The sequence below is a fragment of the Pseudomonas sp. AB39(2026) genome (assembly GCF_059831485.1).
Window position 1 is genome coordinate 661,636 of record NZ_CP195212.1, and the last position, 11,711, is coordinate 673,346.

Consider the following 11,711-nt stretch of genomic DNA (forward strand, 5'->3'; position numbering starts at 1 on the left):
GGAATGCGCTAGGAAGCGCTTAGGTTGAAGCCGGGTAAGCCGGGCCTCTACGCACTCGAATAGGGCCATGAAAAGGACCGTCTGGCTGGCAGGTGGCCTGCCCTTGGGTAATGATGACCACCTCCTGATGCGCAAGGGCAACGGCAACCGCCCTCACGGGTTCCATCAAGGCCCGCCAGGCGCCTTCTTCGGTGGCTAGCGAGCGCGCCACCTCTGAAGGGCACACTGACGAGGCCGGGCTGCGCGCGGCGAGCATGGCCAGCATGCGCGCTTCGATCAGCCCGGCCGTGCTCATTGAGCGCTGAATTTGAACAGGGTGGTCTGGGTGTAGGTGTGCTTAGGGTCCAGGCGGGTGCTGGGGAAGTTTGGCTGGTTGGGCGCATCGGGGTAGTGCTGGGTTTCCAGTGTGAAAGCCCCCCAATGAGGGTAGGTTTTACCGCCTTTGCCGGTGAAGCCCTTGAGGAAGTTGCCGGTATACAACTGAACACCCGGTTCAGTGGTGTACAGCTGCAGGCGACGGCCTGAACCGGGGTCCATCACGTCTGCGGCAAGCTTGCCCAGGTCGCCAGCGCTGTCCAGTACCCAGTTGAAGTCGAAGCCCCCTTGTTTGGGTTCGGCGAACTTCAACTGCTCATGGTCGTCGCGGATATGCTTGCCAAAGGCTACAGGCTTGGTGAAGTCCAGCGGCGTACCCGCTACAGGTGCCAGCTCACCGGTGGGGATCAACGTGCTGTCGATGGGGGTGTATTTAGCCGCATACAACGTGGCGACCTGGTTGAGGATATCCCCTTCGCCCGCACCCGCCAGGTTGAAATAGCTATGGTTGGTGAGGTTGAGCACCGTGCTGCGGTCCGTGGTGGCCTTGTAGCGAATGCGCAGCACGTTGTCCTCATTGAGGCTGTACTCCACCTCCACGTTCAGGTTACCGGGGAAGCCCATTTCGCCGTCAGCGGAGTGGTAGCTCAAGGTGACACCTACCCAGCCTTTCTCATCAGTCTCCCGTGCCTTCCAGACGTGCTTGTCAAAACCTTTAGGGCCCCCATGCAGCGCATTAGGGCCGTCGTTCACTGGCACCTGATACTGCTTGCCATCCAGGCTGAACTGCCCCTTGGCCAAGCGATTGCCGAAGCGGCCGATGGTCGCGCCGAAGTACACGTCCCCGTGTTCCTGGTAACCCTTCACGTCATCAAAGCCGAGTACCACATCGGCCAGCTTGCCGGCCTTGTCCGGCACCAGTAGAGATTGCAGCGTCGCCCCGTAGGTCAGGATGCTGGCCTGCATACCGTGGCCATTGCGCAATACAAAGCGTTCTACCGAAGTACCGTCTTCCAAGGTGGCGAAGCTGGCGTGTTCACGGGTGAGGCCAGCGGCCTGTGCGGAACTGGCCGCCAGCCCAAAGGCCATGGCCAGGCCAAGGGCTTGGCCGGTGCGCGCGAGAAGGGGTGTCATGGGGCATCTCCATACGATTGTTGTTATTGATGAGACAGGGGTCGCAGGTGCGACCTCCTTGAATATAGTCATACCAATTTCAACGGCAAGTGAATGTTCAGCAAGATTAAAGGGGGTTGAAGTGCAAATAGTAATATTATTTAATGCTGAAAAGTGACCAGCCTGCCCTGGTGGGCACTACTGACAATAACAACAATTACACACCGGAGGCGCCATGCAATGGCAGCCTGTTTCGCCTGACCGTTTTTTACTGGCCGAAGGCCCCTTCTGGGACGCACCTGCCCAGGCGCTCTATTTCGTGGACATCGCCGGCCAGCTGGCCTGTCGCCTGGAGGCCAGTGGCCTGCGCCGCTGGGCCCTGCACGCGCCGGTGTCAGCATTCATCCCCACCACTGCCGGTGATGCGCTGGTGACACTGCCTAGCGGCGTTCACCGGCTGGACCTGGCCTCTTCCACAGACCAGCCTGCACTGCAGTTGTTCAGCGCAGTGGACCCTGTGAACGGTAACCGCCCGAATGAAGCCCGTTGTGACCGTGAGGGTCGCTTATGGTTGGGCACCATGCAAAACAACCTGGGGCCGGCGGCCGAAGACATCCCGGTCACCCGTGACAGCGGTAGCCTGTTCCGGGTAGACGGCAGCGGCAGGGTCACTACAGTGCTGGAGCACCTGGGCATCCCCAATACGCTGGAATGGAGCGCAGACGGGCACTTTCTTTACCACGCCGACAGCAAGGCGGGGCAGCTGTACCGGTATCACCTCACCCCTGACGGGGCGCTAGGCGAACGTGAGCCTTGGGCAGCCGAAGGCCCTGGCACCCCGGACGGCTCGGCCCTGGACAGCGAAGGCTACCTGTGGAACGCGCGCTGGGGCGGTGGCTGCCTGTTGCGGTTTGACCCGGAGGGCCGTATCGACCGGCGAGTGGAGTTGCCCGCCAGCCATCCCACCAGTTGTGTGTTCGGCGGGCCTGAATTGCGTACGCTGTATGTCACGTCTGCAACGCCGGCTCAGGGCCGTACGCCCTTGGATGGCGCCGTATTCAGCGCGGTTATGGACGTAGCAGGTACAGCCTGTACCCGATTCACGATGAACCCTTTACCTGATAACCAAGCGCCGGTCGCTAAGTGACACTTCGTTACAACGCGCTAGCTGCAGTGTGCTTGACTGAACTCGCGGTACTCGGCCTTGCCGGTGCCGTTCGGCTTTTCTAACAAGAACAAGGAGTAAGCCATGCCCCTGATCAAAGGGTTTCGCGTCTTTTGTGGCGCTGTAGCAACCACCGCTGTATTAGGCTGGGCCGGGCAGGCGCTCGCCGCTGACCCGGTCAAGATTGGTTTCCTGGTCAAGCAGGCTGAGGAACCCTGGTTCCAGACTGAATGGGCCTTTGCAGAAAAAGCCGCCAAGGAAAAAGGCTTTACACTGCTCAAGATTGCCGTACCTGACGGTGAAAAAACCCTGGCCGCCATCGACAGCCTGGCCGCCAACGGCGCCAAGGGCTTTGTGATCTGCGCCCCTGATGTGTCCCTAGGCCCAGCCATCGTGGCCAAGGCCAAAGCCAACGACCTCAAGTTGATGACGGTGGACGACCGTTTCGTGGATGCCAAAGGCAACTTCATGGAGGACGTCCCTTACTTGGGCATGGCCGCCTTTGAAGTGGGGCAGAAACAGGGCGAGGCCATGGCCGGTGAAGCCAAGCACCGTGGCTGGGACTGGAAGGACACCTACGCAGTCATCAACACCTACAACGAGCTGGACACTGGCAAGAAGCGCACTGATGGTTCGGTGGACGCGCTGAAAAAAGCCGGCCTGCCGGAAGATCACATCATCTTTGCGCCTCAGAAAACCCTGGACGTGCCCGGCAGCATGGACGCGACCAACTCCGCCTTGGTAAAACTGCCGTCGGCCGCCAAAAACCTCATCATTGGCGGCATGAACGACAACACCGTACTAGGCGGCGTGCGCGCCACCGAGAGCGCTGGGTTCAAGGCCGCTAACGTGATCGGTATTGGCATCAATGGCACCGATGCCATTGGCGAGCTGAAAAAGCCGGACAGCGGGTTCTTCGGTTCCATGCTGCCCAGCCCGCACATCGAAGGCGAGCGCACTGCGACCATGGTGTACGAGTGGGTGACTACCGGTAAGGAACCGCCAAAATACACTGCCATGGACGAAGTCACGCTCATCACTCGCGCCAACTTCAAGCAAGAGCTTGAGAAAATCGGCCTGTGGAATTGAACACGGCAACGAGGAGCGTGCCCATGTTGTCGACCCTTGCAAATGCGCGCCCAGCCGAAGCCCTGTCGTTTAGAGGTATTGGCAAACAGTTCCCCGGGGTGCGTGCCCTGGCTGATATCAACTTCACGGCATACCCTGGGCAGGTGCATGCCCTGATGGGCGAGAACGGGGCAGGCAAGTCGACCTTGCTGAAGATCCTCGGGGGAGCGTATACGCCCTCCGAGGGCGAGTTGTGCCTGGGCGAACGCAGCCTGAAGTTCCGCACTGCCGCCGACAGCCTGGCTAGCGGCATTGTGGTCATCCACCAGGAACTGCACCTGGTGCCGGAAATGACCGTCGCAGAAAACCTGTTGTTGGGCCATTTCCCCTCACGCCTGGGTATCGTGAACCGCCGGGCCATGCATACGCGTGCCAAGGAGCTGCTTCGTGGGTTGGGTGACGAGATTCACCCTCAGACCCGCTTGGGCGACCTGTCCCTGGGCCAGCGCCAACTGGTGGAAATCGCCAAGGCGTTGTCCCATGACGCCCGGGTGATTGCTTTCGACGAGCCCACCAGCAGCCTGTCTGCTCGCGAGATTGACCGGTTGATGGACATCATCCAGCGGCTACGGAACGAGGGCAGGGTGGTGCTGTACGTGTCCCATCGTATGGAAGAAATCTTCCGTATCTGCGATGCGGTCACCGTGTTCAAGGATGGCCGCTACGTGCAGACGTTCCAGGACATGGCGGTATTGACCCACGACAAGCTGGTCACCTGCATGGTGGGCCGGGATATCCAGGACATCTACAACTACCGGGAGCGCCCCCACGGGGCCGTGGCCCTGGACGTGAATAAACTGATGGGGCCAGGCTTGAAAGCGCCCGCCAGCTTTACAGTACGCCGTGGGGAAGTGCTGGGCTTCTTTGGCCTGGTGGGTGCCGGGCGCACCGAGCTGCTGCGCTTGCTGTCCGGCCTTACTCCGGCCACCAGCGGCACCGTGCAACTCGATGACAAGCGCTTGAAGCTGGCTACGCCACGGGATGCCATTCAGGCGGGCATCCTGCTGTGCCCTGAAGACCGCAAAAAGGAAGGCATCGTGCCGCTGGCCAGTGTTGGCGAGAACATCAACATTGGCGCGCGCCCTCGCCATGCTCGCCTGGGCTGCCTGCTGCGGGGCCGCTGGGAGCGCGACAACGCCGTCAAGCAGATTCGTGCCCTGAACGTAAAAACCCCTTCGGCCGACCAGTTCATGCTGTACCTCTCAGGCGGCAACCAACAGAAAGCCATTCTGGGGCGCTGGCTGTCCTTGCCCATGAAAGTGCTGCTGCTGGACGAACCCACGCGCGGCATTGATATCGGTGCGAAGTCAGAGATCTACCAGATCATCCACAACCTGGCGGCCGACGGTGTGGCTGTGATTGTGGTGTCCAGTGACCTGATGGAAGTGATCGGAATCTCCGACCGGGTGATCGCCATGTGCGAAGGCGTAATCACTGGCGAACTGCCCCGCGCTCGGGCGAACGAATCCAGCCTGCTGCAACTGGCCCTGCCCGGCGCTCATCGGGCCATAGAACAACAAGAGGTGAACCATGGCTAGCGTACCCCAAACCCCTTTGATCTCCGCACACCGTTTGAACATGCGTCGCTTCTTGGACGACTGGGTCATGCTGCTGGCGGCCATCGCGATCTTTGCGTGCTCCGCGATCTTTATCGACAACTTCCTGTCCCCCTTGAACATGCGCGGCCTGGGGCTGGCCATTTCCACTACCGGTATTGCCGCCTGCACCATGCTGTTCTGCCTGGCCTCAGGCCATTTCGACCTGTCGGTAGGCTCTGTGATCGCCTGTGCAGGGGTGATCGCGGCCATCGTGATGCGTGACACCGATAGCGTAGCGCTGGGGGTAGGCGCCGCGTTGGGCATGGGGCTGATCGTGGGCCTGATCAACGGCATCGTGATTGCCAAGCTGCGGATCAATGCGCTGATCACTACGCTGGCCACGATGCAGATCGTGCGAGGCCTGGCCTACATTTTTTCCAATGGCAAAGCCGTGGGTGTAATGCAGGAAGACTTCTCGGTGTTTGGCAACGGCCAGTTGTATGGCGTACCCGTGCCGATCGTGATCACCTTGGTTTGCTTCCTGTTTTTCGGTTGGCTGCTGAACTACACCACCTATGGCCGTAATACCATGGCCATTGGGGGTAACCAGGAAGCAGCCCGCCTGGCGGGTGTCGCCGTAGACCGTAACAAGATCATCATCTTTGCAGTGCATGGCGTAGTGGGTGCCCTGGCCGGGGTAGTGCTAGCGTCGCGCATGACTTCTGGCCAGCCCATGATCGGCCAGGGTTTCGAGCTGACCGTGATTTCAGCCTGCGTGCTCGGCGGCGTGTCCTTGGCCGGGGGCATCGGCATGATGCGCCACGTGATCGCTGGGGTGCTGATTCTGGCGATCATCGAGAACGCCATGAACCTGAAGAACATCGATACGTTCTATCAGTACGTGATCCGCGGGACCATTCTGTTGCTGGCAGTCATTATCGACCGCTTGAAGCAGCGCTAGGACCGTTCAGGGCCGGGCTGCAGTAGCGCAGGTCGGCTTCCCTTCAGCGGGCCTCCAAGGCCCGCCTGATCACATCCCCCAATTGCACTTGCGAGAACGGCTTGGCCAGCCGCAACACGTCTGGCATTTGGCCGAGGGCCACGTCCGCATAACCAGAGATCAGCACCACCGGAAGCTGGGTATAGCGGGCCTTGAGCTGTTCGGCCAGCTGTGCGCCTGTCATATGGGGCATGGCATGGTCGGTAATTACCAAGTCAAAGGATTGCGTTTCAAGCAGCGCCATGGCCTCTCTGGCCGAATGCGCAGGCTGCACCCAATGGCCCAGCTCTCTCAGCAGCTCCACAGTATTGGTCAGCACCAGTTCATCATCATCCACTGCCAACACGTGTAGCGCCAACGGCGCGCTAGGTTCGGGCGCCGAACTAGGTTCGAGCGCAGCCTCAACCCCGCAGGGTGGGGCTGTTTCCGGCAGCCAGATTTCGGCGGTAGTACCTTTACCTGCCTTACTGCGCATGCGCAGCGTGCCGCCGCACTGTTCGGCCAGGCCAAGCACCATACTCAAACCCAGGCCTGTGCCTTTGCCCACGCCCTTTGTGGTGAAGAAAGGTTCTGTGGCCCGCTTGAGCGTTTGTTCGTCCATGCCCTCGCCGCTGTCTGTCACACACAGGCACCAATAGGCACCAGCCTTCAGGGCGCCCTGGCTGTCACTCAAGTAAGTGGGGTGGGCACTGATGACAATTCGCCCCTGGCCGCCCATGGCATCGCGAGCATTCACCGCCAGGTTAAGCAAGGCGGCCTCCAGCTGGTTGGCGTCGGTATGCACCCAGGCAGGCGAACAGTCAACCGCCAGGTCCAGTTCGATGGTGGCGCCCAAGGAGCGCTGCAACAGCTCACTCATGCCTGCAACCAGTTCACCCAACTCGACGGGTTCGGCACACAGCTCCTGACGCCGAGCGAAAGCCAGCATCCGGGCGATCAGGTTGGCCCCTCGCTCGGCACCGGCCTTGGCGTTGTCCAGTAGCCGCAACAGGGGCGGGTTGTCTGGCATGCGCCGGCGTAGCAGTTCAAGGCTGCCCAGCACGGCCATGAGCAGGTTGTTGAAATCGTGCGCAATGCCCCCGGTCAGGTTACCCAACGCTTCCATTTTCTGGGCTTGCTGGAGGGCCTGTTCCGTGCGGCGAGTATGCTCCTGACTGATACGAAGCGCCTCGGTACGCTCCGCCACCCGGGCCTCCAGGTCACGACGGAAGCGCTCCTCGGCTTCACGGCGGCTTATTTCGGCACGCGCCCGTTCAATGTGCGCCCAGGAACGCTCGGCCACTTCGCTGAGCAACGATAACGACTGGGACGTCCACACCCGCGGCACGCGGTCATTGATCGCCATCAACGCGGTCAGCCTGCGGTCTTTCACCAGTGGCATGCACAGGGTAGAGACCAGGCCCAGCTGACGGTAAATGGCGCCTTCAGCAGCGCTCAACTGCGTGGTAGCGTCTTCCAGAATAAGGGGCAGCCCCGCACGCAGGTTGTTAACGGCCAATGCGCCAAAACTGGACAAGCGATAGTGGCCAACGATGCTTTGTGCACCGGACGCAGCCCATTCGCCTCGGATGGTAAAACCGTCCTCGTCTGCATCCAGGTCGGCATAGGCACACACTGAGATTCCCAGGTGCTCGCCCAACAGGCGGGTGGTGATCGCCATGATCGCGTCGGCGTCAGTGGTGCGGGCCGTTTCCCTGCCCAGCGCATCCAGGAACTGCAGCCGGCTTTCATTGCTGCGCAAGGTGTCTTCAGCCTGCTTACGGGCGCTGATGTCAGTGGCCGCACCGAACCACTCTAGTACGTCGCCACGCTCGTCACGTAGGGGAACGGCGCGTGAGTGTACCCACCCTTGACTGCCATCCAGCCGGCGAACCTGATGCTCCATATCGAAGCTGCAGGCGTGGGCAATGCAATAGTCGATAGCGGCCCGTACCCGTGGCAGGTCTTGGGGGGCCACATAGGTTTCCAGCCAAGCTGTGGTGGGTTCGGTGTTGTCCTGCAGCAGGCCTTGGCCATCCAGTTGCCACATTTCGCGCCAGTCTGGCGATACGCGGTAGGTAAGGTCGGCCGTGGCATTAACCAAGGCACGTAGCCGTTGCTCGCTGTGCTGGATGTGGCGGCGGGCAAGTACCCGCTGAGTCGTTTCCACCACAATGGCAATCACGCCGGCAGGCTGGCCGCTTTCGTCACAGACGGGGGAATAGTCCAGGTCCATCCACACCTGTTCGGGCTGCCCGCTGCGGTGCAGGGTCAGTTCCTGGTCTTTATAAGCCAGGGTGCCGCCGGCCAACCCTACACGCATCACGTTGTCATTGAAGTCGGCCACTTCCGGCCAACCCTTGCGCACCTCAGAGCCCAGCAGGCGCGGGTGCCGCCCCCCTGCGAACACGGAGTAAGCGTCGTTGTAAATCATGATGCCTTTCTCGCCCCACAGCAGCACGATGGGCACCGGTGACGCTAGCAGCATGGCCGTGACGGTCTTGAGGCTCTGCGGCCAGTCGCAGGGGCGCCCAAGGCCGCTGGCGGTCCAGTCATAGCGACGTATCAACTCGCCCAATTCGCCGCCACCACGCAGAAAAGGGGGGCTTGAGGAGCCAGGCTGCACGCTGGGTGGTGGGGTCATCGAAGCAAACATCCCTTGAAGGCAGGAAAAAACACGCGGTGAACCACCCTGGCATGACCGCCCTGATGTCCATTTAATACATTCGTACTGCTCTTATTAGACATAGGAGCAACAGCCCTACACGCCGTTCCGTCGGAAGTCGCCTATGCTGTGCCAACTATAGAGCCTAATGCAGGTCAAAGGGTTTCGCTGTAGCGACTCCGGCATGACCGAACGGTAGGCGTCCAGATCTCAGACAGGAGCAGTGCATGACCCAGGTTTTCGATATTCGCGACTACGGCGCCAAAGGCGACGGCAGCACCAACGACACCATGGCTATCCAGAAAGCCATTGACGCTGCGGCTGCTGCGGGCGGCGGAAAAGTGTATGTACCCGCCGGCACCTGGCTTGTGTCTGACAGCGATGCTTCTGGTAACGCACTGGCTTTGAAGAGCAACGTTAGCCTGACAGGCGACGGCGCAGGCCAGACGGTGCTGAAGCTGGCAGAGGGTGCCAGCGCCGATACGGCTTCGTTGCTGGGCGTGAATGCTGGCAGCACCGTACGCGACGCCAGCGTCAGCAACCTCACGCTGGACGGCAGCCAGGCGGGGGGCAGCGGGACGATCAGTGGCTGGTCACAGGCCGGCGCTGGCAGTGTCAGCAACTTGGTGGTGGACACTGTGACTGCCAAGGGCTTCAGTGGCAGTGGGTTCGACCTGACGGACCCGGCCGTGAACTTGACCGTACGCAACAGCACGGCGACCGGTAACGCACAGGACGGCTTTACCTTGGGTGGTAATCTGCCTGCCCTCACATTCCAGGACAACCGCGCCGTGGACAACGGCCGTAACGGGATTGACGCCACTGTCGGCAGCGAAGCCTTGTCACTGGCCGACAACGATGCCTCGGGCAACGGTGCCGATGGTATCTACCTTCACAATGAGAACGGCGCCGACACCGGCTTTGCAAGCATCATCGGCGGTGATGTACACGACAACGCAGGCGACGGCGTGCGCGTGCGCGGCGTGGAGTTCGGGGGCGTTTACCGCCTGGACATTCACGAAAACGGTGGCTCCGGCGTGAACCTTCAGGGCACCACCCATGTGGAAGTGTCCGACAACGTAATACACAGCAATGCCCAAACGTCAGACGTGGCTGAAGTGGCCATTCGCGCGCAGGGTGCCAATAATGGCAGCCAGAACTTCGTGTATGACAACCTGATCACGGGCAGCGCTGGCTCTACCTGGGGCGTGGCGGAAATCCCTACCGACGGCTCCGCCGTGGACGGCAGTGTGGTGTTTGGCAACGTGATCAATGGCACTCAGAACGGCGATATCAATGCGCTGGGCAGTAACAGCCAGGTGTACAGCAACAGTGACGTGCTGATCCTGCGCGGCAGCGCTTCGGCAGACAACCTGGTAGGCAGCCGCTCGGATGAACTGATCACCGGTGGCGCTGGCAATGACCGTATCGACGGCGGCGCTGGCAATGACATGATCGTCGGTGGTGCTGGCGTGGACCGTCTGACCGGCGGCTTGGGCAGTGACGTGTTCCGCTTTACTGCTGTGAGTGACAGCTACCGTACGGCCACTACCTCCTATAGCGACCGCGTGACCGACTTCGACGATGCCAATGACCGCCTGGACCTGACCGCCCTGGGCCTCACGGGGCTGGGCAATGGCCATAACGGCACTCTCAAGGCTACGTACAACGCCAGCACTGACACCACCTACCTGACCAGCTTCGATGCGACTGCCGATGGCAACCGCTTCCAGTTGGCCCTCAGTGGTAACCACGTGAATACCTTGGGAGCGAACAATTTCTTCTCGCTTACCACGGGCACGTCCCATAACGACACACTGGTCGGCACCAGCGCAGACGACACCTTGGTAGGCGGAGCAGGGCGTGACACGCTCAATGGCGATGGCGGTGCCGATCGCCTGTACGGTGGTACGGGCGGCGATACCCTGATCGGCGGTACAGGCGCAGATACCTTCGTGTACACCAGTGAAGCCGACAGCTACCGCAACGACGCCAGCGGCAGTTATGCCCAGCGCGACCTGATCGTGGATTTCAACAGCAATGCCCACGACCGCATCGACCTCACCGCACTGGGCTTCACGGGCCTTGGCAACGGCCATGACGGCACCTTGAAAGTGGTCTTGAACCTGGCAGGTGACTACACCGCGCTCAAGTCGCTGGACCCAGATGCCAACGGCAATCGGTTCGAGATCCTGCTTAAAGGCAACCACCTGTACGATCTGACTGCCACCAATGTGCTGTTTGCCAACCCGGACCCTGACCGCACGGATTCTTCCCAGCCACTGACCCACGTTGATGTCACGGGCACTGCGGATGCAGATACGCTGTATGGCGATTGGGGCAATGACACACTGTTGGGCTTGGGTGGCAATGACACGCTGGCAGGCAGCGTGGGTGATGACCTGCTGGTTGGGGGTGCGGGCAGTGACCGGCTCACGGGTGGTGCTGGCTCGGATACCTTCCGCTACGATGCGGTCAGTGACAGCTATGCCGGGGCTGCCGACCTGATCACGGACTTCACCACGGGCCGCGACCTGATCGACGTTTCAGCGCTGGGCTTCACAGGGTTGGGAAATGGCGCCAACGACACACTTAAGGTGACCTACAACAGTGACGCCGACCGGACATACATCCGTAGCAACCAGGCAGACAGCGAGGGCCACAAGTTCCAGGTCACGCTGCAAGGCGACTACAGCCACACCTTGAGCAACGACGCATTCGTGTTCGCCCCTGAGCCTTCGGCACAGGTGGAGCTGGTAGGCGCTGCGCACCCTGAGCATACCGCTTAAGCAGTACCTAGCGGCGTAA

At 60.9% G+C, this 11,711-nt stretch carries 8 protein-coding genes; 5 read left to right on the forward strand and 3 right to left on the reverse strand.

From position 1 onward, the window contains the following. Nucleotides 1-19 precede the first annotated feature (19 nt). Nucleotides 20-295 (reverse strand): DUF3253 domain-containing protein, encoded by a 276-nt coding sequence (locus ACSAMW_RS02900; protein WP_500592580.1) that lies wholly within the window; start codon nt 293-295, stop codon nt 20-22. Beyond that, complete coding sequence (locus ACSAMW_RS02905; protein WP_500593955.1) at nt 292-1,404, reverse strand: aldose epimerase family protein; 1,113 nt, start codon at nt 1,402-1,404, stop codon at nt 292-294. Before ACSAMW_RS02905 ends, ACSAMW_RS02900 begins: the two co-directional genes overlap by 4 nt. A 259-nt stretch (nt 1,405-1,663) precedes the next feature. Between ACSAMW_RS02905 and ACSAMW_RS02910 the strand changes: the two genes are divergently transcribed. From ACSAMW_RS02910 to araH, 4 genes are all read left to right on the forward strand, one after another. Next, nucleotides 1,664-2,575: an SMP-30/gluconolactonase/LRE family protein gene (locus tag ACSAMW_RS02910; protein WP_500592581.1), complete on the forward strand. Its 912-nt coding sequence runs from the start codon at nt 1,664-1,666 to the stop codon at nt 2,573-2,575. A gap of 102 nt (nt 2,576-2,677) precedes the next feature. Beyond that, the gene (locus tag ACSAMW_RS02915) at nt 2,678-3,682 is read left to right on the forward strand and encodes a substrate-binding domain-containing protein (RefSeq protein ID WP_500592582.1); all 1,005 of its coding nucleotides are present in this window, start codon (nt 2,678-2,680) and stop codon (nt 3,680-3,682) included. 23 nt (nt 3,683-3,705) lie between these two features. After that, nucleotides 3,706-5,259, forward strand: a complete 1,554-nt coding sequence (gene araG / locus ACSAMW_RS02920) for an L-arabinose ABC transporter ATP-binding protein AraG (RefSeq protein ID WP_500592583.1) — start codon at nt 3,706-3,708, stop codon at nt 5,257-5,259. Next, nucleotides 5,252-6,220, forward strand: coding sequence for an L-arabinose ABC transporter permease AraH (gene araH / locus ACSAMW_RS02925; RefSeq protein WP_168081329.1), 969 nt, complete (start codon nt 5,252-5,254; stop codon nt 6,218-6,220). The genes araG and araH overlap by 8 nt, the downstream gene beginning before the upstream one ends. Nucleotides 6,221-6,263: 43 nt before the next feature. On the opposite strand, the gene ACSAMW_RS02930 is transcribed toward araH, so the two are convergent. Next, a complete protein-coding gene (locus ACSAMW_RS02930) occupies nt 6,264-8,882 on the reverse strand; it encodes an ATP-binding protein (protein ID WP_500592584.1) in 2,619 nt (872 codons plus the stop codon). Nucleotides 8,883-9,130: 248 nt separating this feature from the next. Between ACSAMW_RS02930 and ACSAMW_RS02935 the strand changes: the two genes are divergently transcribed. Then, nucleotides 9,131-11,692, forward strand: coding sequence for a M10 family metallopeptidase C-terminal domain-containing protein (locus ACSAMW_RS02935; protein ID WP_500592585.1), 2,562 nt, complete (start codon nt 9,131-9,133; stop codon nt 11,690-11,692). Nucleotides 11,693-11,711: the final 19 nt, after the last annotated feature.

Bases quoted from the DNA above. Each gene is read 5' to 3' on its own strand.
- araH (WP_168081329.1), top strand. From the start codon at position 5,252: ATGGCTAGCGTACCCCAAACCCCTTTGATCTCCGCACACCGTTTGAAC.
- araG (WP_500592583.1), top strand. From the start codon at position 3,706: ATGTTGTCGACCCTTGCAAATGCGCGCCCAGCCGAAGCCCTGTCGTTT.
- ACSAMW_RS02910 (WP_500592581.1), top strand. From the start codon at position 1,664: ATGCAATGGCAGCCTGTTTCGCCTGACCGTTTTTTACTGGCCGAAGGC.
- ACSAMW_RS02935 (WP_500592585.1), top strand. From the start codon at position 9,131: ATGACCCAGGTTTTCGATATTCGCGACTACGGCGCCAAAGGCGACGGC.
- ACSAMW_RS02905 (WP_500593955.1), bottom strand. From the start codon at position 1,404: ATGGCCTTTGGGCTGGCGGCCAGTTCCGCACAGGCCGCTGGCCTCACC.
- ACSAMW_RS02900 (WP_500592580.1), bottom strand. From the start codon at position 295: ATGAGCACGGCCGGGCTGATCGAAGCGCGCATGCTGGCCATGCTCGCC.
- ACSAMW_RS02915 (WP_500592582.1), top strand. From the start codon at position 2,678: ATGCCCCTGATCAAAGGGTTTCGCGTCTTTTGTGGCGCTGTAGCAACC.
- ACSAMW_RS02930 (WP_500592584.1), bottom strand. From the start codon at position 8,882: ATGACCCCACCACCCAGCGTGCAGCCTGGCTCCTCAAGCCCCCCTTTT.